This is a genomic window from Mesorhizobium sp. M0292 (genome assembly GCF_040321695.1).
Taxonomy (GTDB): Bacteria; Pseudomonadota; Alphaproteobacteria; order Rhizobiales; family Rhizobiaceae; genus Mesorhizobium.
In genome coordinates this window covers 51,141-74,065 of record NZ_JAMYSB010000026.1, presented here as the reverse complement: position 1 = coordinate 74,065, position 22,925 = coordinate 51,141, and the positions used below count along the sequence as shown (strand labels likewise).

14 protein-coding genes, 1 tRNA gene and 5 pseudogenes are annotated in these 22,925 nt (G+C 62.0%); 5 read left to right on the top strand and 15 right to left on the bottom strand.

The annotated features are described in order from the left end of the window. Window positions 1–5: 5 nt before the first annotated feature. Together NKI96_RS27775 and choX are read right to left on the bottom strand one after the other, a co-directional pair. Window positions 6–839, bottom strand: a complete 834-nt coding sequence (locus NKI96_RS27775) for an alpha/beta fold hydrolase (RefSeq protein WP_245260042.1) — start codon at window positions 837–839, stop codon at window positions 6–8. Next, window positions 836–1,774, bottom strand: coding sequence for a choline ABC transporter substrate-binding protein (gene choX, locus NKI96_RS27770; protein WP_352807159.1), 939 nt, complete (start codon window positions 1,772–1,774; stop codon window positions 836–838). Before choX ends, NKI96_RS27775 begins: the two co-directional genes overlap by 4 nt. A 116-nt stretch (window positions 1,775–1,890) precedes the next feature. Between choX and betI the strand changes: the two genes are divergently transcribed. Further along, window positions 1,891–2,478 (top strand): choline-binding transcriptional repressor BetI, encoded by a 588-nt coding sequence (gene betI / locus NKI96_RS27765; protein WP_023823660.1) that lies wholly within the window; start codon window positions 1,891–1,893, stop codon window positions 2,476–2,478. 1,616 nt (window positions 2,479–4,094) lie between these two features. Here the strand turns inward: betI and NKI96_RS27755 are convergent. Next, a pseudogene (locus NKI96_RS27755) lies at window positions 4,095–4,258 on the bottom strand (P-type conjugative transfer ATPase TrbB); the annotation flags it as partial. 294 nt (window positions 4,259–4,552) lie between these two features. On the opposite strand from NKI96_RS27755, the gene NKI96_RS27750 reads away from it, so the two are divergent. Continuing rightward, window positions 4,553–4,807 (top strand): helix-turn-helix domain-containing protein, encoded by a 255-nt coding sequence (locus NKI96_RS27750; RefSeq protein ID WP_352807153.1) that lies wholly within the window; start codon window positions 4,553–4,555, stop codon window positions 4,805–4,807. Next, a pseudogene (locus tag NKI96_RS27745) lies at window positions 4,807–5,556 on the top strand (HipA N-terminal domain-containing protein); the annotation flags it as partial. The gene NKI96_RS27750 and the pseudogene NKI96_RS27745, both read left to right, overlap by 1 nt. Here the strand turns inward: NKI96_RS27745 and NKI96_RS27740 are convergent. The 7 genes and pseudogenes from NKI96_RS27740 to NKI96_RS27710 form a co-directional block, all read right to left on the bottom strand. Beyond that, window positions 5,550–5,957 (bottom strand): annotated as a pseudogene (locus NKI96_RS27740) (Dyp-type peroxidase); the annotation flags it as partial. The pseudogenes NKI96_RS27745 and NKI96_RS27740 sit on opposite strands and share 7 nt — an antisense overlap. Before the next feature lie 163 nt (window positions 5,958–6,120). Beyond that, window positions 6,121–7,183: pseudogene (locus NKI96_RS27735) on the bottom strand (alpha/beta fold hydrolase). A gap of 369 nt (window positions 7,184–7,552) precedes the next feature. Next, window positions 7,553–7,921 carry a glutathione binding-like protein gene (locus NKI96_RS27730; RefSeq protein ID WP_352807176.1) on the bottom strand — a complete coding sequence of 123 codons (369 nt, stop codon included), beginning with the start codon at window positions 7,919–7,921 and terminating at the stop codon, window positions 7,553–7,555. Window positions 7,922–7,927: 6 nt separating this feature from the next. Further along, window positions 7,928–8,071, bottom strand: a pseudogene (locus NKI96_RS27725) (glutathione S-transferase); the annotation flags it as partial. Window positions 8,072–8,083: 12 nt separating this feature from the next. Next, on the bottom strand, window positions 8,084–8,464 hold the full coding sequence (locus NKI96_RS27720) for a hypothetical protein (RefSeq protein WP_352807150.1): 381 nt from the start codon (window positions 8,462–8,464) through the stop codon (window positions 8,084–8,086). Window positions 8,465–8,723: 259 nt separating this feature from the next. Next, a tRNA-His gene (locus NKI96_RS27715) sits at window positions 8,724–8,800 on the bottom strand. Window positions 8,801–9,145: 345 nt separating this feature from the next. Beyond that, entirely contained in the window at window positions 9,146–9,604 is a 459-nt protein-coding gene (locus NKI96_RS27710) for a phasin (RefSeq protein ID WP_023669330.1), read from the bottom strand. Window positions 9,605–9,928: 324 nt separating this feature from the next. On the opposite strand from NKI96_RS27710, the gene NKI96_RS27705 reads away from it, so the two are divergent. Beyond that, window positions 9,929–13,933 (top strand): PAS domain S-box protein, encoded by a 4,005-nt coding sequence (locus NKI96_RS27705; RefSeq protein WP_352807147.1) that lies wholly within the window; start codon window positions 9,929–9,931, stop codon window positions 13,931–13,933. A 265-nt stretch (window positions 13,934–14,198) separates the two neighbouring features. Here the strand turns inward: NKI96_RS27705 and NKI96_RS27700 are convergent, their stop codons facing one another. After that, window positions 14,199–16,169 (bottom strand): acetoacetate--CoA ligase, encoded by a 1,971-nt coding sequence (locus NKI96_RS27700; RefSeq protein WP_352807144.1) that lies wholly within the window; start codon window positions 16,167–16,169, stop codon window positions 14,199–14,201. Between the two features lie 368 nt (window positions 16,170–16,537). Here NKI96_RS27700 and NKI96_RS27695 point away from each other — a divergent pair, with 368 nt between their 5' ends. Beyond that, the gene (locus tag NKI96_RS27695) at window positions 16,538–18,391 is read left to right on the top strand and encodes an AsmA family protein (RefSeq protein WP_023711774.1); all 1,854 of its coding nucleotides are present in this window, start codon (window positions 16,538–16,540) and stop codon (window positions 18,389–18,391) included. Window positions 18,392–18,434: 43 nt separating this feature from the next. Here the strand turns inward: NKI96_RS27695 and NKI96_RS27690 are convergent, their stop codons facing one another. The 4 genes from NKI96_RS27690 to NKI96_RS27675 all read right to left on the bottom strand — a co-directional run bounded on the left by NKI96_RS27690 (window position 18,435) and on the right by NKI96_RS27675 (window position 22,544). After that, window positions 18,435–19,253 carry an ABC transporter permease gene (locus tag NKI96_RS27690; RefSeq protein ID WP_352513149.1) on the bottom strand — a complete coding sequence of 273 codons (819 nt, stop codon included), beginning with the start codon at window positions 19,251–19,253 and terminating at the stop codon, window positions 18,435–18,437. Next, window positions 19,250–20,215, bottom strand: a complete 966-nt coding sequence (locus tag NKI96_RS27685; RefSeq protein WP_352807141.1) for an ABC transporter permease subunit — start codon at window positions 20,213–20,215, stop codon at window positions 19,250–19,252. Before NKI96_RS27685 ends, NKI96_RS27690 begins: the two co-directional genes overlap by 4 nt. A 9-nt stretch (window positions 20,216–20,224) precedes the next feature. Next, window positions 20,225–21,364, bottom strand: a complete 1,140-nt coding sequence (locus NKI96_RS27680; RefSeq protein ID WP_352807138.1) for an ABC transporter ATP-binding protein — start codon at window positions 21,362–21,364, stop codon at window positions 20,225–20,227. Window positions 21,365–21,446: 82 nt separating this feature from the next. After that, entirely contained in the window at window positions 21,447–22,544 is a 1,098-nt protein-coding gene (locus NKI96_RS27675) for a polyamine ABC transporter substrate-binding protein (RefSeq protein ID WP_023681872.1), read from the bottom strand. Window positions 22,545–22,925 lie beyond the last annotated feature (381 nt).

Here is a 22,925-nt window from a genome sequence, read left to right as displayed (position 1 = left end):
GATAATCATCGCGCCGGCAACATGCCTGTTATCGCGTCGGCGACAAAGGCTGGATCTTCCCAATGCGGGTTGTGGCCGCAATCCTGCGCCCACACCAGACGCGATCCGACGAGTGCATCGGTCAGCGTGCGCTGGTGCGCCGCGCCGAAAAGCGGATCGCGCCCGCCGGCGATGATCAGCGTCGGGGCCTCCACCGCCCGCGCCGCGGCGGTCAGATCGGTGCGGCGGACTTCTTCGAGAATGGCGCGCCAGCGCGCAGCCGGGATCGCGGACGCGTCCTTCGCGAGGCCGGCGAGAAAAGCCCGCGGCACGCCCGGTCGACAGGCATGCCACCAGTCGTAGAACGGATCGGACGGCGAGATCGGGTCGCGCAAGGCTGCGACGCCGTCGATCAGCTGATGATCCGATCCGAAATCGGGCTTCAGCGTGCTGGCCAGGATCACCAGCCCACCGATCAGCTCCGGACGACGCGCGGCCAGCATGATCGACACCATGCCGCCCAGCGAATGGCCGACAACGATCGGCCGGCCGAGCCGCAGGCGTTGGATCAGCCCGGCCATATCCTCGGCAAAATCGGCGGCGCGATAACCCTCGCCCGCCTGCGAACCGCCGTGGCCACGCAGGTCCGGCATGATAAGCCGGCGCCCGGTAAGATGCGGCGCCAGCAGCAAAAAACTGCGGCTGGTGTCGGTGAAGCCATGAACCAAGAGCAACGGCGGCTCCGAACCGGCGATCTCGACATAGGTAAGCTCGAGACTGCCGACATCGACGATGCGCTTACGTCCGGCCCAAGACGCCTGTTCGGCTTCCTGATCCGTCAGCTCCAAAGCCGGCCTCACAGTCCGAGCTTTTCCTTGACCGCGGCAAGGCCGGGTTTGCCATCGAAGGTGGCGACGCCGGCAAGCCAGGCATCGAGCCGATCCTTGTGCAGGGCGATCGACTTCAGAGCCCCGTCCTCCGGCTTCATGCCGTCGTTAATGAGGTAGCCCATGCCGACATTTTCCATGTCGATGTCGAAGGCGAGGTTTTTCAGGAACTGCGCCACATTCGGGCATTCCTGCAGAAAACCCTTGCGAACCTGCGTGGTCACGGTGGCGGCGCCGAAATTCGGACCGAAGAACTCGTCACCGCCAGTCAGGTACTTGAAGTCGTACATCGTGTTCATCGGGTGCGGCGCCCAGCCCTGGAAGACGATGAACTGCTTCTCCTTGATCTCGTAGCCGACCTCCGAGAGCATGCCGGCCTCGCTCGATTCGACCACCTGCCAGCCGTCGAGGCCGAAATTGGGATCGGCAATGGCGTCCATCATCAGCTGATTGGATCCGGGCTCGATGCCGTACATCTTCTTGCCGAACTTGTCGGCGAATTTGTGCAGGTCCGACAGGTCCTTGACGCCGGCGTCCCAGACATAGGTCGGCACGGCAAAGGTGTATTTGGCGCCGACCAGATTGACGCGCACATTCTCGATGGAGCCGTCCTTCTTGTAGGGCTCGTAATAGGTTACCATGGCCGGATCCCAGTAGCCGAGGAACAGGTCGAGGTCTTTGTTCTTCATCCCCTCGTAGATGACGTTGATGCCGAGCACCTCGCTCTGCGGCTCGTAGCCGAGCGCCTGAAGCAATACCTCGGCCACGCCGGTGGTGAAGGCGAGATCGTTCCAGCCGGGCTCGGCCATGCGGACCGTTTTGCAGCTTTCGACCTCGGCGGCCCGAGCCGCCTGGGAAGCCAGCGTCAGGGCCGCGACACAGACGCCATTCGCAAGCATGCGCAACATTCCGGTTCTCCTCTTTCCGACTTTGACCTGTTGGTCACTTTATTGTCCTGTTGGTCAATTGTTGATCTGAACGGACGAAGATGTCAATATGGATTCGCAATGGATGGGTCGACCCAGTGAAGCTCACGCGTCTCAGCGACATACGCCGCAAGGAATTGCGCCAGGCGGCGTTCGCCGTTCTGGAGCGCGAAGGCATCGCCGGTGCGACGCTGGAAAAAGTCGCGGCCCAGGCCGGCGCCTCCAAGGGCATCGTGCTGCATTATTTCCGCAACAAGCAGGAGTTGTTCGAGCACGCCATGCGCGAGGCGAACGCCGTGCTCTGCCACGCCGTGGTCGCCCGGCTGCAGCGGGCGCGCACGCCGATGGAACGGCTGGACGCCGTGATCGAGGGCAATTTCGAGGAGCATCTGTTCCTGCCGCCGCTCTGCCATGCCTGGCTGTCGCTCTGCGCCGAAGTGCCCCGCGACGAGCAGCTGGCGCGCATCCAGAAGGTCATCCATGCGCGCATGCGCTCGAACCTCTTGTCCGGCCTGCGCGGCCTCGCTTCGCCGGAACTGGCCGACGAAATCGTTGTTGGCATCACCGCTTTGATCGACGGGCTATGGCTCAGGCTCGGTCTGCAGCCGGGCAGCGTCACGCGCGAGCAGGCTGTGCGCCAGGTCAAGGATTTCGTCGCGGGGCGGCTTTGCCCCGCGCCAGCCTAGGCCCGTCGGCCTTGCCTCGGTCGGATAAAGTTCATAGCCGGCGAGGTCGTACCCTTGACCGCCCAATTGCGGGAGCTTGGCGATGCGACTCCAAGGTAAGCGGGCGCTGGTCACCCGTAGGTCGGACGGCATCGGCCTGGCAATTTGTCGGAACCTTTCGCCTGCGAAGGCGCGGATGGCTGATCGTGGGGCGCGACCCCGGCAAGCTGGAAACCTTGTGCAACACGCCGCGGTCGAAACGCTGTCGACCGATCTCGCCACCAGCGAAAAGGAGATCAAGTTCACTTATCCCTTATCTGCATTTGGACAAAGTTGGGGGCACGACCACGGTAGAGAATCCTCGTTACCACTAACAGCCAGATTTCGATCCGACGCTAGTTCCCTGACAGAGGAAGCTCCGCGACGCATCAGGTCCGGCGGTAACCAACCCGGACCGTCGTTTCGAGACCGTGCCTCCTACATTGTCCAACTACAGGCTCGATCGAATGATTTCTGACGGAATCGGCAGGATCGCGATCACTCCTTGAAGCGGCAAACATGAGAGTGGAATAGTCGGGACTAAAGCGGCCTGTTTGGGATTCCCCGCGCTGTTAGAGCGTGCCACACTGCGTGATGTGTCGCTCTTCGAAACGTCGCGCGAAACGTCGGCTCGATCGCGGTCCAGGAATTGCTCGCCGAAGAGCTGTCCGAGATTCTCCTGCCGCTGCTTAGGCTCGGACCCGAGAAGCTAAACCCCGAGGCATGGTCGCGAACGGCCTTTTAATCGAGATCGCTCGCCGGCACGAGCTTATTATGCCCCTATTCCACGACGTGGAGGTGCCGTCTTCAAGAGCCAGCCCAAAGAGGCGATGACGCCGACAGTCTGCGGCAAAAGCTTGAGCCGCGGCTCCGTGTAATGCGTTTTGGCGGATTGCATGATCTTCCCGTTGTTCGGTCGAGCGCGTATCGACAACTGCGAAAGCTTTCTCCATCAATCCACGGCTCTAGGACCTGCCGCGACCCCACGCGTCCGCGTACCTCTTCTGGATGGCGAAAGCTGCCATTCAGCATACAGCCCCGGTGTTTCCGAGCGCTCAATGTCCTCTTGCCTCGACTTTTCATCGAAAGCAGACTGGTTGCATCCCCTTTATTCGTTAGTCCAGCAATCCGAAAATGTCCGCTTTTAGGATGGCGAGAAGGTCCTTCGGACGCCCGAAATGAGGCGCAAAGCTGTCGTTCGCGTCGTGGAAAACGGACATCGGCTTCGGGTCGGACTTTCGCGTTCCCGCCGGTCTTTGCAGCACCGATGCAGGTCATCACGCCCAACACCGTAGAGAATATCGCGGGGTTTCCGAATGGGGGGAAAGGCGGTAGCGGTCTACCGACTCGAACCCCCAGAATGAGGAAAAGCCGGCAAATTCTAGGTTCAGGACTCGTTGATTGAGCCAGAAAATGACGGTGGCGGCGATGCAGATGGTAGACATGAAGGTGTGCGCACAGCGGTCATAACGGGTGTGGATGCGCATCGCTGGCGCCATCTCTCGATCAGGCCATTCGAGCCGTGGATGGGCCATCTGGTGAGCATCGGCCACCTGCGCAAACCTGCGGAAAGCTGCAAAATTTGCACAGGAAGAAGGCATACCTTCCCTCAGCCGGTCGACCCAGTCCGACCGTCCGGGTTAAGCATCACTTCAATGATAGCCGTATCGTCCAGGAACCGGGTGATGGCGACCCCAAGCGCGATGCGCAGCATGCGCGAACTGCGCGCGCGCCCTTCCGTGTTGTTGTGCGAAGCCATCATCGTGTTCCTGTGTCGCTCGGGAACACCCAGTCGGTCCCTGCTCGGGGATGATCAAAAGAGCCAGAAAGCAGGCCGGTTCAACAGCTTTCAGATCTCATCGTAGCGTGGCGTGCAAATACAGGTGAACGGCGGTTTCGCTGTTGCCTTCGTTCGGATCAGGACGCCTTCTGGATGGACCGTGAGTTTCAGCAGGGGCTGGCAAAATCACATGCCTGTGGCGCCAAGATCGCCGCTTGCCAGCTGACGAGTCGGCGTCATACGCGATCGCGTATATTGCGAGCGTGGAGGCCAATCATGACAGACCAGATCGCTCGCAACGAAAAACAACTCGGGGCCATTCTGCGCCGCGCCCGCAAGAACGCCGGGCTCACGCAAGGCTCGCTCAGCAACCAGATCCACCTGCGCCAGGGTACGGTCTCCCGCCTCGAGGCCGGCGAGCCCGCAATGCAACTCCGCACCTTGATGGCCGCCCTCTCCGCCCTCGACCTTGAACTCGTCGTGCGCACGCGCAGCAAAGGCAGCTCTGCTGATATCGAGGACCTGTTCTGATGGCACGGCGACGGGTTCACATCCCCTTGAATGTCTTCCTGAACGGGCGCCTGGTCGGCGTACTGCGCAGGGAATCGACGGGCGCCATCGACTTCCAATACGCCCGCAAATGGCTGGGCTGGCGCGGCACCTTCCCGATCTCGCTCTCGCTCCAATTGCGGGAAGACCGCTATATCGGCACGCCAGTGACCAACGTCTTCGATAACCTGCTTCCGGACAATGACGCCATCCGCAGGCGTGTTGCCGAACGCGTCGGCGCTGACGGCACGGACGCCTATAGCATGCTGGCTGCGCTGGGCCATGACTGCGTCGGCGCGTTGCAATTCCTGCCCGATGGCATGGATCCAGGCCCTCCCGGCAGTGTCGAAGGCAAGCCGGTCAGCAACGAGGACGTGGCCGGAATAATCGAGAACCTTGCTGCCGCTCCGCTAGGCCTCGGCGAGGATGAGGACTTTCGCATCTCGATTGCCGGCGCGCAGGAAAAGACGGCGCTGCTGCGCAAGGACGGAGGCTGGTTCAAACCCATCGGCACGGCAGCCACCACCCATATCCTGAAGCCGCAGATCGGCCGGCTGCCGAACGGCATCGATCTCTCCAACAGCGTCGAGAACGAGTATCTGTGCCTTAAGCTGCTGCAAGCGTTTGGCGTTCCCGCGGCCCAGGCGGAGATCGCTGACTTCGGTGAGCGCCGTACCCTGATCGTAGAACGCTTCGACCGGCTGTGGGCCCGCGACGGCCGCCTCCTGAAGCCGTGCACCTCATCCGCCACCGAGACCGCGCCATCGAGCCGCGACATGATCTGTGTCGCCAGCTCGAAGCAAAGATCCATCCGGGCGGCACGGATGTGAAACAGGATGTCGCCTGGCGTCGAGACGGCGATATGTTGGCCGTGAATCTCACGAAACGGGTGTAGTTCCGTCGGCCTGGGCGCTCCAAAGAAGTGGTCCCACGCACCGGACCCAAACGCCATGACACACGACAACCGACCCTCGAGGTCACGGAACCCAACGGCGCGTAGAAGCGCGGAAAGATCGCCACACAAGGCGCGCACGGCCGCATCATGTTCAGGCCCGGATTTGACCGTCACGACGAGAAAAATTGCGGACCGCGTCAGTTGCGCGACGACCGGTTGCGAAACAGCAGATGGCACAGTTGAATCCACGATAGATCCTTTCGATACATCACCCGGAACGCCGCTGAGTTGAAGGCAAAGCGCGGAAATGCCGAGTTGCGATTTGCCCAATTCGAGGCAAGCCCAGGATCAGCTCCGCGACCAGCCGATCATCAGCTTGCCTCACCAGTATCTGCCTGCCTCATCGGTATTCGCCGACGTCGATGACCGCTTGGGCGAAGGCCTGCGGGGCTTCCTGCGGCAAGTTATGGCCGATACCACCAGTGATGATTCCGTGGTCGTATCTGCCTGAAAATTTCTTGGCGTAGGCGCTGCTGTCGGGATGGGGTGCGCCATTGGCATCACCTTCCAGTGTGATGGTGGGCACCGTGATCAGGGGACTTTCGGCCAGCCGTTTTTCCAGGGCGTCAAATTCCGGCTCGCCTTGTGCCAGGCCGAGCCTCCAGCGATAATTGTGGATGACGATGCTGACGTGATCCGGGTTGTCGAGGCACGCTGCACTGCGATCGAACGTGGCGTCATCAAAGTCCCATTTCGGCGAGGCGATCCGCCAGATAGGTTTGCGAAGTCTCGCCGGTATCGTTCGTAGCCAGCCCGCCCGCGTTACGTGGCGAAATAGTATTGGTACCACCATTGGAGCTCTGCTTTCGGCGGCAACGGCATTCTGTTTGCCGCGAGACTGCCGATCAAATAGCCGCTGACCGAGACAAGGGCTTTGCAACGCTCAGGCCAGAGCGCAGCGACGATGCAGGCCGTGCGCGCGCCCCAATCATAGCCGGCGATGATCGCATGGCTGATCTTCAGCGCATCCATCAACTCGATGACATCGACAGCCAGCACAGACTGCTGGCCGTTGCGGACTGTCTGACTGGAAAGAAAGTGCGTCGTGCCATGGCCGCGTGCATACGGAATGATCACGCGATAACCCGCCGTCGCCAACAACGGAGCGACTTCGACAAAGCTGTGGATGTCGTACGGCCAGCCATGAAGGAGGATAACCACGAGACCGTCGGGCGGACCCGCCTCAGCGAACCGACATTCAGGACGCCAGCGTCGGCTTGCCTGAGCACTGCGAAGGAAGCGGCCGTCGACCGCTTTGTCGTTGCTCCATCCAACCCTGAAACAGGTCGTGCCTGAGCTGAGTGAACTGTCGTGAACTGCGTAGCAGCCAGACCGATTGCCGCGGCGCCCACAAAGGCCCTGCGAGATCGATCGATCTCTTTCGGCGATTCTGCATTTTCCATTGTTGCAACCTCTTTCCAAGCCAGGATTGGATGCCGTACTGTTCGACGCAGCTTTGGCATCACCTTCATTCATCGACTTGGCAGTGCCAGACTGCATGCCCTGGCAATCGTTCAAGACGGCCGGGCGTGAGTGACGCCGCCACCTGAAGTGTGACGCCCCTGTCGGGCAACGTAGGAGGCTGCGTCTGTACGTGGGAAGACGATGCGGAGTGGCGCCTCGGCCTCCATCTTTAGAAATTCGGGGCGTAACCCATCGCCGCGCTTGGCAGCGATCGGGTGGAGATTCTGCAGTAACGCAAGCATGAATAGCTCCTCTGTTGTATGCCTTGGCTCAAGGGCGATAGGACGCGCGACCGGCCAGCATCGCAGTTAGACGAGACCCTCACGAACCATCGCGGCGCGAACGGCCGGACGGGCCGCAATTCGGGCGCGGAGCGCATCCAGAGGCGCGGGAACGGGGACTTGGAAGCGGGCGGCCCAGAGCAGCATCACGAAAAGATAGAAATCCGCGACGCTGGGTTTGTCGCCGAACAGATAGTCGGTCTTGAGTGCGTCCGAGAACAGGCCGAGTTGCGTCGTAATCGTCGCGCGCGCCTTGGCCTTTTCACCATCGCTGCCTTGGTGCCACATGGGCTTGAAGCTTCGGTGTATTTCCGTCGAGACGTAGGTCAGCGCTTCGATAACGCGGGTACGGCCCATTGGCCCTTCCACTCCCAGTGCCGGGTATTGCGACGCGATCCAATCGAGGACGGCGACGTTTTCTGTCAGCGTTTCCCCGCTATCCAGCACGAGGACTGGAACATACCCCTTGCGCGTCACCGTGGTGAAATCCTCCCCGGAGCCGGTCCGCTTGGTTTTGAGATCGACCGTTTCGCTCTCGAAGGAAGCGCCAGCCTCTTCCTAATCGGGGCTTTTGGTACGGATTTCGTCGCGGGTGATCTCGTCGAAATAAAGCTCCAGAGCCTCTGATATCTTGTCGTCAGGACGGGCAACGGTGCCGCCGACTGCGTCCACCGATGGTGATGTGGCGGGTGCTCCGATCGTGCTCTCGACTCTCTGCAGGATCGTGTCGAGCGGCTCGGCGACGAGAATCTCGGCAAGCGGGCGATAAACGAACCCCAACGATTCGGCGCGCTTGATCGCTTGGCCGTATCGGGCGCGCGCCGCCTGTGGATTTTCGCCCAGGATTAGTGACGCCCACAATGCTTGTCGGCTGCCTCGTGAAGATCTCTGGCTGTGCGCGCCTTTATTCGACTCAGTGGTATCGAGGGCACGGCGCACGAACTCACCCCGTTCGTCGAGGTGCCTGACCTCTTGTGGCACCCGGCGTCGGTAATGGAAGTGATCCCCCCTGAGTTGCAGGAAGCGGTCGGGATCATGCTCTTCGCGTCGTCTGCCCAGTGTTCAACACGGCGTTTGTGTCACGATACGTATCACATTATGTATCACAAACGGCGCGAAAGCGCAACCTAGGCGAACCTTTCGCCGAAATTTTGCCCGAAATTTGCGAATGAATTCAAATACTTATTCGGAAGGTCGGTGGTACCGTTGGCTGGGATCGAACCAGCGACCTCCGGATCCACAATCCGGCGCTCTAACCATCTGAGCTACAACGGCACGTTCGCCTGAGCCAGATCGTGGTGAAAATTCATTCTCCGAGATCCGCTCTGTCGTTCGGCGATGCGTCCAATACGGTCTATCAGAGACTAATTCAAGGCCTTTGATAAGGCAAAGCGGTTCCGCCAACAGGCGCCGGTTTCTTCGGCAAAAGAAAAAGACCGGCGGGAGGAGGTGCCGGCCTTTTCCTGTTACGAGCCAGCGGGAGGAGGTGCTGGCTGGTCACCCCGGAGAGCAGAGGGAGGAGGTTCCACTCGCCGGGTATTCATTTGGACAACTCTATCGCACACCTATTTGTCTGACGAAATGCGACGTTTTGATGCATCGCAGAGTTGTGCGCAATTATTAGGCGGCCTTGATGTCCTTCAGGGCCTTCTCGAAAGCGGTCTTGACCGGCTTGGAGACGTCTTCGGCAGCCTTCGAAGCAACAGCCTGGAAGTCCTTGGCCTGCTCGACCGTGGTCTCGACGCGCTTGCGCAGGAAGGCGGTCTGCAGTTCGACCACTTCCGACAGCGACTTGGCGCCGATGAGGGCCTCGAGATGCGAGAAGCCGGCTTCGGCATTGGCGCGCAGAGCGGCGATGGTCTTGAGCGACAGGTCGCTGGAAACGGTCTTGGCAGTCTCGAAGGTCGATTCCAGGACTTTCTGGGTCTCTTCGGCGCCGGTCTTCAGCTTGGAGTAGGCTTCCTTCGACTGCTCGACGCCCTTTTCGGCGAAAGCGCGGATCTGATCGGTTGCCTTGGAAGCGTCGAAGCTCGGGAATTCGACGTTTTCGATGGTCTCAGCGGTCTTGGCCTTGGTCATTTTCCATCCTTTCGGGGTAGCGGCTTTGACAAAAAGCCGTCTCGTTCATGTATGATGGCAATATAGCGGTTTTTTTGTGCGATGCAATATCTTTGTTGCAGTGCACCATAAATTTCTTCCCATGCGTCACCCAAGAGGTTATCCAGGGACATTCCGAGAGGCTGTTAACCAAGTGGCCAGAGATTCCACCTGCTTCCCGCCATGGCTTGTGGACCTTCGCCGCGCGGGCTTTTATTAACAAAGCGTTAACTGCAAATTGCCCGCCTTGTAGGTTCGCCAAGAGGGGTTCGCCAAGAGGTTTCACCGAAAGGGTCCGCCAAGCGCATGCCTTCCGAGAACTACTCTTTCCTCGATGTCGCCGTGCTTGATGCGGTTCGCCAGCGCTTCGCCGCCGGCGACGCGATCGCGATTCTGTCGGCCGACCTCGAACAGGTGATCTGGGCCAACGGCCCGGGCGCTGCGGTGTTCGGCTATCCCGATATCGAGGCCATCATCGGCGCCTCGGCTCAGCTGCCGCTGATCGCCAGGCGCCAGATCATGGCGACCGCGGGCTTCCCGCAGATCGGCAGCGACCGCGCCATTACGGTACGGCTGGCGACCGGCATCACCAGCCGCGCCGTCGGCTTCCTGGCCAGTGCGGTGACTATGCCGGACGGAGAAAGCGCCACTATGCTGGTGGTGCCGGCAGCGCAGGCCGGCTCGCGCAGTGCTGCCGACATTGCGGCCCGCGCCATCAGCGGCTTTACCGAAGACGGCCATTTCATCGCCTTTGTCGACGCCGCCGGCACTGTCGAGGCGGCTTCGGATGGCTTTGGCGCGCTCGCCATCCGGCCTGAGACGCTGGCCGCGCTTGTCGCCGACGTGGCGAGCCAGGACGACCGCATCGTCAAGCGGCTGGTCCCCGGCGGCGCCACGTCCTATCCGGCCGGCTTCGCGCGCCTGACCGAGTCCAGGCATCTGCTGGTGGTCATCGACGAGGATCAGCTCGGTGAGGAAAATCCTGTCGGCGAGCTGGATGCCGAACCTGCTGCAGCGCAGGTCGACGATGGCCCGGCGCAAGCCGCCGCGGAGAACGCGGTAACGGTGGATGCGGTGGCTGACCACCCCACCGCAAGCGGGAATCAGGGCGCCCCACTCGCGGCCGCGCCTGATGTCGGGGAGACAGGTCCGGCTGCCACCGAGCATGATGCTTCGGCGTCAACCGATACAAAGGCGGACCATCGCGAGCAGACGACCGGCCGCGAGCAGGCGGCGAATGACAGCGCGCCGGCGCAACATGATCATTGGTACTTCCATGCCGGCGAAGAGCCGCAGGCGGGCGAGCCGGACAGCCCGGCGCAGGCCGAGCCGGACTCTGTTTCCCCGGCCGAGAGTGCGCAGTTGGACAGCAGTGCCGCAGCGCCCGCCCTGCCGTCTGACGCAGCCCCACCGGCTACGCCTCCCGCCAAACGTGAGGTCGACCGCTCGGCGCCGCCGCTGCGCTTCGTCTGGCGCACCGACGCCGACGGCAAGTTCAGCGCGCTGTCGCCGGAATTCGGCGACATTGTCGGCAAAGCCGCCGCCGACGTGATCGGCCGCCGCTTCAAGGACGTCGCGACAACTTTCGGCCTCGACGCCTCGGGCGAGATCGCGGGCCTGCTTGAACGGCGCGACACCTGGTCGGGCCGCTCGGTACTGTGGCCGGTTGCCGGCTCCGACCTGAAGATACCGGTCGATCTGGCAGCACTGCCTGTCTATGGCCGCAGCCGCGCCTTCGAAGGTTTTCGTGGTTTCGGCGTCGCCCGCGCCGGCGATGCGGTGGTCGATCCGGAAGCAATCGGCATGGCGCTGGTCCCCAATGGCGCGCCAGCGGCAGCAGCTGAGCCGGCCCCGGAACAGCCCGTGGCGGAAGCTCCCAAGGCGGCCGATCCGTTCGAGGGCGAAGTGCCGGCGCTGACCATCGTGCCGAAGCAGGAACGTCGTTTTGCCGACAAGGTCATCCGGCTGGCCGAGCATCGGCAGCCCGCCAACGACAAGCAGCCGACAAGCGAGAGGGGCCTGTCGACGCTGGAGCGCAGCGCTTTCCGCGAAATCGGCGAGCGGCTGAAGAAGGACAATCCCCCGCCGGAGCAGCCGGAGACTGCCAAGCAGGCCGAACCGGCCAATCCGGATCAGGTAACGCCAGACCAGGCCAAGGCAGATGAGCTCAAGCCGGATCATGTCGAGGCGGACCAGCCTGAAACAGCCGCGCCAGCCCGACAACCCGCCGAGGTCTCGAGTCCGGACGAAGCCGGCCCGGCTGCCGTGGCTGAACCATCGGCAGCCGCACCCGAAAGCGAAACGGCTGAGGCCGAACCGCCGGAAAGCGATGCCGAGGACGAAAAGGACCTGACGCGGCTTGACGGCGAGCAGCCGGACGACGGCCTTGCGGACAGCGAAGCAGGCGAGGCGAAGGCGCCGACAGTGTCGCGCTCCCTGCTCGACTATGCCGATCCCGAACCAGGCTCCGTCACCGAAGACAGTACGGAAGCAACGTCGTCCAACGACGAACTTGCGCCGGCTTCCGAACCGGATGATACGCAAGCCCAAGAGATCGTCGAGGCCGCAGAGCCACAGCCGGTTGTTGCCGAGACGCCGGCCAATGCCGGTGAAGACGACAGCATGACGTCGGCCGACTTCCGCGATGCCGAGGACAATGAGGATTGGGCGCCGTCCGACGAGGCGACCGATTCCGCCGTGGAAGACGGGGACAAGGCCGGCGATGCGGACACAGTGCCGGCAGAACCACAGCGCCTGAAAGTGCCGCCGCTCAAGCTTGAGGGGTTCATGCCTTCGGCATTCTCGGCCGGAGATGAACACAAGGCCCCTGACACGTCGATCCTCGGCAAGCTGCCGGTGCCGCTGCTCATCCATTCGGGCGACGAGCTTCATTACGCCAATGAGGAATTCCTCGGCCTGACCGGCTATGACACGCTTGAGGACCTGAGCGACGCCGGCGGGCTCGACGCGCTGTTTGCCGATCCCTATTCAGAAATGGCCGGCGAAAGCGACCACACACTCAAACTGAAGACGCGCGAGGGCCAGGAATTTCCGATCGAAGCCATTTTGCGTTCGGTGCCGTGGCGCGCCGGCAAGGCGCTGATGCTGGTGGTGCGACGTACCGGCGATAACGAGCCGCCGATGGTTGCGCATCTCGCAGCCGAGGAGCAGACGCAGCCCGATGTCTCCGAACTCAAAGCGCGCATTGCCGAGATGCGCACCATCATCGACACCGCGACCGATGGTGTGGTGTTGATCGGCCGCGACGGCGACATCCGCTCGATCAGCCGGCCGGCCGAGGCGCTGTTCGGCTTCGACAGCGACGACGTCACCGGTAAACCGTTCGCCTCGCTGTTTGCCATCGAAAGCCAGCGCGCGGCCCGCGACTATCTGAACGGCCTGTCCGAGCCCGGCGTGGCGAGTGTGATGAACGATGGCCGCGAGGTGATCGGGCGCGAGGCGCAAGGGCGCTTCATCCCGCTGTTCATGACCATCGGCAGGCTGCCCAATGACAGCGGCTTCTGCGCCGTGGTGCGCGACATCACGCAGTGGAAGCGGGCCGAAGAGGATCTGACCCAGGCGCGCGCGGTGGCCGAGCGCGCCTCCTCGCAGAAGACCGATTTCCTCGCCCGCATCAGCCACGAGATCCGCACGCCGCTCAACGCCATTATCGGCTTTTCCGAGCTGATGGTGGACGAGAAGTTCGGCCCGGTAGCCAATGACCGCTACCGCGACTATCTCAGAGACATCAACCGCTCGGGCAACCATGTGCTCGATCTCGTCAATGACCTCCTCGACATTTCGAAGATCGAGGCCGGCCAGCAGGAAATGGACTACGAGGCGGTGTCGCTCAACGATACGCTGGCGGAGACGGTGGCGATGATGCAGCCGCAGGCCAACCGCGAGCGTGTCATCATTCGCTCCAGCTTCGCCTCGCGACTGCCCGAAGTGGTCGCCGACCTCAGAAGCGTGCGCCAGATCGCGCTCAACATCCTGTCCAATGCCATTCGCTATACGCAAGCCGGCGGACAGGTGATCGTGTCGACCGCCTATGAAACCTCCGGCGACGTTGTCATGCGGGTGCGCGATACCGGCATTGGCATGAGCCATGCCGAGATCGAGCAGGCGCTGAAGCCGTTCAAGCAGATCAATGCGCTGAAGCGCGGGCGTGGCGACGGCACCGGTCTCGGCCTGCCGCTGACCAAGGCGATGGTGGAAGCCAACCGCGCCCGCTTCACCATCACCTCGACGCCGGGCGAAGGGACGCTGGTCGAGGTCGCCTTCCCGTCGACGCGGGTGCTGGCCGAATAGGGCCGGCCATTCCCGGGCGAGAATCCCGGACAAAGAAAAGGCGTCCAACAGGACGCCTTAAATGGGATTTGCTGTCACAACGGGGGCTTGAGCGAATCTGATCCTCAGGGGACGAGGAACGGGATTTCTCCCTCAAGTTACGTGCGACTATCGACGCCGGGCCTTAACAACTCCTTACCGGCCGTCCAAAAAATTTACGAGTGTGTACCACTCATGAAATCTAGGTAAATTCGACCGACATATCTGGTTAACCATCCCGGCCGCGTCACTCAGCCAGCTGCGGCAGGTTCCTGAACAGCTCCAGCGCCTCTGGATTGGCCAACGCTTCGTTGTTCTTGATGGCGCGGCCATGCACCACGTCGCGCACTGCAAGCTCGGTGATCTTGCCCGATTTGGTGCGCGGAATGTCGCTGACGGCGACGATCCTTGCCGGCACGTGGCGCGGGCTGGCGCCGCTGCGGATCTTGGAACGAATGCGCTTTTCCAGATCCTCGTCCAGCGTCACGCCGGCGGCCAGCCGCACGAACAGCACGACGCGCACGTCATTGTCGAAATCCTGGCCGATGCACAGCGCCTCAAGGATTTCCGGCATCTGTTCGACCTGATTGTAGATCTCCGCCGTGCCGATGCGCACACCGCCCGGATTGAGCGTCGCGTCGGAACGGCCGTGGATGATCATGCCGCCATGCGCGGTCCATTCGGCGAAGTCGCCGTGGCACCAGACATTGTCGAAGCGCTCGAAATAGGCCGCATGGTATTTCTTGCCCTCAGGATCGTTCCAGAAGCCGATCGGCATCGACGGGAACGCTTTTGTGCAGACCAGCTCACCCTTTTGCTCGCGGATCGGCTTGCCGTCATCGTCCCATACATCGACGGCAAGGCCGAGGCCGGGACCCTGGATCTCGCCGGTCCAGACCGGTTGCGTCGGTACGCCGAGCACGAAACAGGAGACGATGTCGGTGCCGCCGGAAACCGAGGCGAGATGTACGTCCTTCTTGATGCCGTCATAGACGAAGCGGAAATCCTCCGGCGACAACGGTGAGCCGGTCGAGGAAATCGCCCGCACACTCGACAGATCATGGCTGCAGATCGGCTTGAGCCCGGCCTTGCGTACGGAATCGATGAATTTGGCCGAGGTGCCGAAAAAGGTCATCTTCTCGGCATCTGCGAAGCTGAACAGCACATTGCCGTCGGGGTGGAAGGGCGAGCCGTCATAGAGCAGCAGCGTGGCGCCCGAGGCCAGGCCCGACACCAGCCAGTTCCACATCATCCAGCCGCAGGTGGTGAAGTAGAAGAAGCGGTCGCCTTCGATGAGTCCGGCATGCAGCCGGTGTTCCTTGACATGCTGGACCAGCGTGCCGCCGGCCGAATGGACGATGCATTTGGGAATGCCGGTGGTACCTGACGAGAACAGGATGTAGAGCGGATGCGCGAACGGCAGCCGCTCGAACGTGACCGCTTTGGCGGTAAAGGGTAACAGCGCCTCTTCGAGCGCCACGGCCTTGTCGATGATCGCTGCGATATCGCGCGAGGTACCGAGATAGTCGACGATCAGGACCTTGCGGACGGTTTCGAGCTTCGCCGCAACGGCAGCGATCTTGTCGGCTACCTCGATTGCCTTGCCATTGTACCAATAGCCGTCCGGCGCAATGAATATGACCGGCTCGATCTGGCCGAAACGGTCGAGCACGCCCTGCTCGCCGAAATCGGGGGAACAGGACGACCAGACCGCGCCTATGGAGGCGGCCGCCAGCATGGCGGCGACGGTTTCCGGCATGTTGGGCATCATCGCCGCGATGCGGTCGCCCTTTTTCACCTTGAGCGACAGGAAAAGCTGCTGAAAGCGCGAGGTCAGCTGGTGCAGTTCGCTCCACGACAGCCGCCGCTCGATCTTGTCCTCGCCGCGAAAGACAATCGCGTCGCCGGAACCGGTCTTCTTCAGCAGGTTCTCGGCGAAGTTCAGCGTCGCATCGGGAAAGAACGATGCGCCGGGCATCTTGTCGCCATCGACGAGCACGGTCTCGCCCGCATCGGTCCCTTTGTCGCCGACAATGCCGCAAAAGTCCCACAGCAGGCTCCAGAAGCCTTTGCGATCCTCGACCGACCAGCGGTGCAGGTCGGCGTAGGAGGCGAAGGATGTGCCGCTTTTGGCCGCTGCTGCCTTCATGAACGCGGTCAGTGGTGCTGCGTCGATCTGCTCTTGCGTCGGGGTCCAGAGCGGTGCTTCGGCAGCCATGATCGATCCTCCTTGAAGCCCGTCGCGTCGCAAGATAGATATGCTTTTGTTTTGATGCACGTCGTTGTCCCGGAACCGCTGCACTCTTCCGGGCGACATGCACTAGCCTCAGCTTTACAGGCGCCGCTGTTCCAAAAACGCCGCGCATCGTAGCAGGCTGAAGCTGCATCGCTTATGCCTACCACCGTGCGGCAGAGCAAGATTTTGTTCCGCTAAAACTCGGCCATCTGTTCGCAATTGCCATCGCCGGGCCATAAAGACTTGAAATGCCTCAGCCCTAAGTCGTAGTGACGACTGGAAGGCGTGGTGACAACTGGCGGTTACACCCGTCAGGCGATTTTTATCGGAATGAAAGCAACCGGGGCAATATGCCATCACCTTTGATCCGGCGCGGAATATGGGCGATCGGCGTTGCCGTGCTCGTCATCGCGCTGGTCGTCGCCGCTCTGCCGCTGTTTGCCTCGACCCGGATCGTGCGCGATCGCATCGCCTGGGAAATGAGCGCGTGGAGCGGTTTCAGGGTCACCATCGCCGGTTCGCCGCGCATCGAGGTGTGGCCGAAGTTCCGCGCCATATTGAGCGACGTCACGCTGTCCCAGTGGACCGAGACCGACGCGCCGCCGGTGATCGAGGCCGAACGGGTCGAGGTCGACCTTTCGGCCATGGCGGCGCTGCAGGGCGATGTGGTGTTTTCGACGGCGCGGCTGGTGAGGCCGACAATCCGGGTCCAGCGCGCCGCAAACGGCATATTCCTGCCCGCCATACCAACGGGCGGACGCATCACCCGCTCCATCGACACGGCGCGCGGCGTGGTCAACGCCGATCCGACGAAGCCGGATCTGAGCAAGCTGCCCGCCGATCCGTTCGGCAACGTGGAATTCAGGGACGGCCGCATGGTCGCCTCCGTCGGCGGCAAGGACGTCGAATTGCTGACCAGCCTGTCCGGCCAGGCGAGCTGGGCAGCGATGAACAGCAACGCGACCTTGTCGGCGACCGGAATCTGGCGCGGCGAGAGCGTCACCGTCGATGCCGCCTCGCCCAAGCCGCTGGTGCTGTTTGCCGGCGGCGCCGCACCGGTCACGTTTTCGTTCAAGGCAGCGCCGGCCAGCTTCTCGTTCGACGGCACGGCCAGCATGTCGCAAAACGCCTATTTCGATGGCCAGGCGAAATTCGCCGCGCCCTCGCTGCGGCGCGTGCTGGAATGGTCGCAGGCCGGCATTGCTCCTGGTACGGCGATCGGTTCGGTCTCGATTTCGAGCAAGATCACGGCGACCGCCGGCCGCGTCAAATTCGAAAACACCGCGGTGACGCTCGACAACAACCCGGGAATGGGGGCGCTGGATTTTTCGTTCGGCGACGCCTTGCCGGTGATATCAGGCACACTCGCCTTCGATACGCTCGACCTCAGGTCGCTGTTTTCGGCCTTCACGCCGCTGGCGCCGACCGGCGAGACCGGTCCCGGTGAAATCGACACCAGCTTCGCCGACCGGATCAATCTCGATCTGAGGCTGTCAGCGGCGCATGCCTCGGCCGGCGCAATCCAGCTTGCCGACGTCGCCGCCACGGCGCAGGTGAAGAACGGGCTTGCCGTCTTCGATATCTCCGATGCGTCGGCCTTTGGCGGCAACGTGCAGAGTAGCCTGCGTTTCGACCGCAAACCGGAGGGCTCGCAGGTCGAGATCCGGCTGCTCGCCTCCGACATTGACGGCGCCGCTTTCGGCACCGCGGCCGGAATGACGCGGCTGGTGCCGGCCAGCACCGGCACTGTCTCGGTCATTCTCAAAGGGCCGGGCAAATCCTGGGACTCGATCTTCGAGAACGCGGACGGCTCGGTCTCTGCGACGTTCGGGCCGGGCGCGCTGAGCGGGCTCAATTTGCCGGCATTTCTGAAGCACACGGAACAGGGCGGCTTCTTCGCGCTCGACGACGTCTCGGACGGGACACTGCCGATGGACGGCGCCGAGCTCAAGGCCACCATCTCGAAGGGTGTGGCAAGGCTGGACAAGGCCGAGGCCAATTCGGCGAAATACAAGGTCTGGCTGTCCGGCATCGCCTCTTACGGCGGACGCGGGCTGGCGCTTTCGGGGGGTGTCACCCAGGCCGACCCGGCAGCGGCACCGGTCAATGGCCAGCAGGGATCCAACCAGTCGTCATTCTTCGTCGGCGGCACCTGGAGCACGCCGTTCATCTCGCCGATCAGCCGCGGCGTCTCAGGCGAATAGGCGGACCCTTACCGGGACCGCCCTATCCCCTCGTTTGACGCAATCAACCGCGCTGCGCGGCCTGTTCGTCGAGCTGGCGTTGCACCTCACGCCGCTTGTTGGCGACCGAAGCGATGATGACGCCTACCGCCACGACGGCGATCAGGATGGTGCAGGCGGCGTTGATTTCCGGCGTCACGCCGAGACGCACCTGGCTGTAGATCTTCATCGGCAGCGTGGTGGCGCCAGGCCCGGAGGTGAAGGAGGCGATCACCAGATCGTCAAGCGACAAGGTGAAGGCCAGCATCCAGCCGGAGACGATGGCCGGCATGATCACCGGCAGCGTGATCTGAAAGAAGGTCTTTACCGGCGTTGCGCCGAGGTCCAAGGCAGCTTCTTCCAGCGAACGATCGAACGACACCAGGCGCGACTGCACGACGACGGCCACGAAGCACATGGTCAAGGTGATGTGAGCAAGCGTCACGGTCAGGAAGCCACGGTCGAGACCGACGGCAACGAACAGCAGCAGCAGCGACAGGCCGGTGATGACTTCCGGCATGACCAGCGGCGCAAACACCATGCCGGAAAACAGGATGCGGCCGCGGAAGCGGGTGTAGCGGGTCAAGGTCAGTGCCGCCAGCGTGCCGAGCACGGTTGCCACAGTGGCGGAGATGACAGCCACACGCGCGGTCACCCAGGTGGCGTCCATCAGCCCCTGATTGTGGAACAGCGAGGCATACCATTTGGTCGAGAAGCCGCCCCAGACGGTGACCAGCTTCGACTCGTTGAAGGAGAAGATGACGAGCAGCACGATGGGCAGATAGAGGAAGGCAAAGCCCAGCACGACCGAGGTGACGTTGAAGCGGCTCCAGCTGGTGTTCATTTGTCTTGCTCCTGGGCGCGCGCCTGGGCTCGCTGGAATAGCATGATCGGCACGATCAGCAGCAATAGCAGGATCACCGCCACCGCCGACGATACTGGCCAGTCGCGGTTGCTGTTGAATTCGTTCCAGAGCGTCTTGCCGATCATCAGCGTCTGCGATCCGCCGAGCAGGTCGGGAATGACGAACTCGCCGACCGCGGGAATGAACACCAACAGGCAGCCGGCAATGACACCGGGCAGCGACAGCGGGAAGGTGATTTTCCAGAAGGCTGATGTCGGCGGGCAGCCGAGATCCTTGGCCGCCTCGATCAGCGAATAATCCATTTTTTCCAGCGAGGAATAGAGCGGCAGCACCATGAATGGCAGGTAGGAATAGACGATGCCGATGAAGATCGCATAGTAGGTGTTGAGAATGATCAAGCGTTCGTCGATGATGCCGGTGGCGAGCAGCAGCTGGTTGAGCAGGCCTTCAGGTTTGAGGATGCCAATCCAGGCGTAGACGCGGATCAGGAACGACGTCCAGAACGGCAGGATCACCAGCATCATCAAGGTTGGGCGGATCGTTGCCGGCGCACGCGCCATGCCATAGGCGATCGGGTAGCCGACGAGCAGCGTAAGGACCGTCGATATCGCGGCGATGATGACGCTGGTCACATAGGCTTTGAAGTAAAGCGCGTCCTGCGCCAGCAAGGTATAATTGTCGTAGTTGAGTTCGCGGAAGCCGGCGAAGAAACCGGACATGCCGTCCCTGAAATCGAGCACGGGCGTGTAGGGAGGCATGGCGATCGCCGTCTGCGACAGCGAGATCTTGAAAACGATGATGAACGGGATGAGGAAGAAGAAAAGCAGCCAGAGATAGGGCACGATGATGACGACCCGGCTGACGAAGCCGGCGCCGAGCCGTGTCAGAAACGGTTTGGCCGCTGTCGATCGGCCGGTGCCGGTGATGGCGATGTTGGACATGCCCGCCCCCTACCGCGTCAGCACGACGCCGGCATCCGGCCGGAAGGAGACCCAGGCGCGGTCGTTCCAGGTCAGCGGGTCGTCGGTGACGCGTGCAGCGTTGAGCGCGCTTGCCCTGATGATCTGGCCGTCATCCAGCCTGATGTGGTAGACGGTCATGTCGCCGAGATAGGCGACGTCGTAGACCTCGCCCTCAAGCGCATTGACGGCGTCGGCCGGTTTCGTCGACGACACCTTGATCTTCTCCGGCCTGATGGCGAAGACGATGTCGGAACCGGCCTTTGTATCGGTGCTGTTTTCGACGACGATCTGGGCCCCTGTCGCGCCGGTGATGCGCGTGGTGTTTGCCGCACGCTCGGCGACCTTGCCCTCGAACATGTTCACATTGCCGACGAAGTGGGCAACGAAGCGCGAACTGGGGGCTTCATAGACTTCCGCCGGCGTCGCCACCTGCATCACCTCGCCCTTGTCGATGATGGCGATGCGGTCGGCCATGGTCATCGCCTCTTCCTGGTCGTGGGTAACGACGACGAAGGTAAGGCCGAGATTTTGCTGCAGGTCCATCAGCTCGAACTGCGTTTCCTCGCGCAGCTTCTTGTCAAGCGCGCCGAGCGGCTCATCGAGCAGCAAGACTTTTGGCCGCTTGGCAACCGAGCGGGCGAGCGCGACGCGCTGGCGCTGGCCGCCCGACAATTGGTGCGGCTTGCGCTTGGCGAACTGCTCTAGCTTCACCAGCTTCAGCATCTCGGCGACGCGCTTTTCGATATCCGGTCCCGGCATGCCTTCCTGCTTGAGGCCGAAGGCAATGTTCTTTTCCACGCTCATATGCGGGAACAGCGCATAGGACTGGAACATCATGTTGACCGGGCGGCGGTAGGGCGGGATGCCGCGCAGATCCTGGCCGTCGAGAAGGATACGGCCGGCGGTCGGCTCCTCGAAGCCGGCAAGCATCCGCAGCAACGTCGACTTTCCGCAACCGGACGCGCCGAGCAGGGCGAAGAACTCGCGCTCGAAAATGGTCAGCGATAGATTGTTGACGGCTGTGAAGTCACCGAACTTCTTGGTGACGTTCTCGAACTGAATGTATGGCTTGGCATTCGGATCAGTCCAAGGCGCAAAATCCCTGCGGATGCTGCCAAGCGATTTCATGTCCCACTCCGTCCTGTTTTTTTGCTTCTTGCCCCAGAGAAGAATGGTCCCGGCAGATGACTGCCGGGACCAGTCGCGTTGCTTACTGGCCGGTGACGATCTTGGTCCAGCTGCGCGTGATCAGGCGCTGGGTCTTGGGATCGTAGGGCTGGACCGTATAGAGTTTCTTCAGGGTCTCGGCGTCCGGATAGACAGCCGGGTCATCCAACAGTGCCTTGTCGACGAACTGCTGCGAAGCCTTGTTGCCGTTGGCGTACAGCACATAGTTGGACGACTTGGCGATCACTTCCGGCTTCATCATGTAGTTGAGAAATTCGAGTGCCTCGGCGGCATGCGGCGCATCGGCGGGAATCGCCATCTGGTCGAACCACATCTGGGCGCCTTCCTTGGGCACGGAATAGCCGATCTCGACGCCTTGCTTGGCCTCGACCGCGCGGTTGCGCGCCTGGAAGACGTCACCCGACCAGCCGACCGCCAGGCAAATATCGCCGTTGGCGAGCGCGTTGATGTATTCGGACGAATGGAATTTGCGGATATACGGCCGCACCTTCAGCAACGTCTCCTCGGCCTTGGCGATGTCGTCAGGTGAGGTGCTGTTCGGATCGAGGCCGAGATATTTGAGCGCCGCCGGGATGATGTCGGCCGGCGAGTCCAGCACATAGACGCCGCAGTCCTTCAGCTTGGCCAGGCTGTCGGGATTGAAGAACACATCCCAGCTGTCGATCTTGTCGGTGCCGAGTGCTGCCTTCACCTTCTTGATGTTGTAGCCGATGCCGACCGTGCCCCACATGTAGTTGATCGAATATTCGTTGCCCGGATCGTATTTGGCGGTGCGCTCCGAAACCGTGTCCCACATGTTGGAAATGTTGGGCAGCTTCGACTTGTCGAGCTTCTGGAACACGCCGGCCTGGATCTGGCGGGCCAGGAAGTTGCCGCTGGGCACGACGACGTCATAGCCGCTGCCGCCGGCAAGCAGCTTGGTTTCGAGGATTTCATTGGAATCGAAGGTGTCGTAGACGACCTTGATGCCGGTCTCCTTGGTGAAGTCGTCAATGATCGAACTGTCGATGTAATCCGACCAGTTGAAGACGTTGACGACGCGATCCTCGGCATGGCCGCCGACGGCGAAAAGCGTCAGAAATGCCGAGGTTGCCGAAAGCCAGAGCGCTTTGCGGATCATGCTGTTCTCCTTTGATGAGTGTTCCTTCGCCAAGTCGTCGCTGTTCGAGCGCGATTGGGCATTTGCTTCAGAGTATTGAGCTTTCCGGGCAGCCATAAGCGTGAACTGCCGGCGCCATCCGGGCGGTTCGACAAGCGGCAGATCATGGCTCTGTGTGCCCGCATGGCGGGCGCGCTGACGCAGTCAGAGGCTTTCGCCGCGGCGCGGGCAGGGATACGACGCTGTGGTCCGGTCTTGGTCCGACCGGCGGGGACACTTGGCAAGATAAGCCTGTCTTGTTGTTGCCGTGCCCCCAGCCTGCCCGTGCCGCAGCAAGGTTGTCAATGGCCCGCGCGGGGAAGCTCGGTCAATAGGGCGTGCGGCTTCGCTAATTGGGGAAAG

What these genes read in the sequence shown, in the direction of transcription:
- choX (WP_352807159.1), bottom strand. Translation starts at nt 1,774, where the DNA reads ATGTTGCGCATGCTTGCGAATGGCGTCTGTGTCGCGGCCCTGACGCTG.
- NKI96_RS27750 (WP_352807153.1), top strand. Translation starts at nt 4,553, where the DNA reads ATGACAGACCAGATCGCTCGCAACGAAAAACAACTCGGGGCCATTCTG.
- NKI96_RS27710 (WP_023669330.1), bottom strand. Translation starts at nt 9,604, where the DNA reads ATGACCAAGGCCAAGACCGCTGAGACCATCGAAAACGTCGAATTCCCG.
- NKI96_RS27705 (WP_352807147.1), top strand. Translation starts at nt 9,929, where the DNA reads ATGCCTTCCGAGAACTACTCTTTCCTCGATGTCGCCGTGCTTGATGCG.
- NKI96_RS27700 (WP_352807144.1), bottom strand. Translation starts at nt 16,169, where the DNA reads ATGGCTGCCGAAGCACCGCTCTGGACCCCGACGCAAGAGCAGATCGAC.
- NKI96_RS27695 (WP_023711774.1), top strand. Translation starts at nt 16,538, where the DNA reads ATGCCATCACCTTTGATCCGGCGCGGAATATGGGCGATCGGCGTTGCC.
- NKI96_RS27690 (WP_352513149.1), bottom strand. Translation starts at nt 19,253, where the DNA reads ATGAACACCAGCTGGAGCCGCTTCAACGTCACCTCGGTCGTGCTGGGC.
- NKI96_RS27685 (WP_352807141.1), bottom strand. Translation starts at nt 20,215, where the DNA reads ATGTCCAACATCGCCATCACCGGCACCGGCCGATCGACAGCGGCCAAA.
- NKI96_RS27680 (WP_352807138.1), bottom strand. Translation starts at nt 21,364, where the DNA reads ATGAAATCGCTTGGCAGCATCCGCAGGGATTTTGCGCCTTGGACTGAT.
- NKI96_RS27675 (WP_023681872.1), bottom strand. Translation starts at nt 22,544, where the DNA reads ATGATCCGCAAAGCGCTCTGGCTTTCGGCAACCTCGGCATTTCTGACG.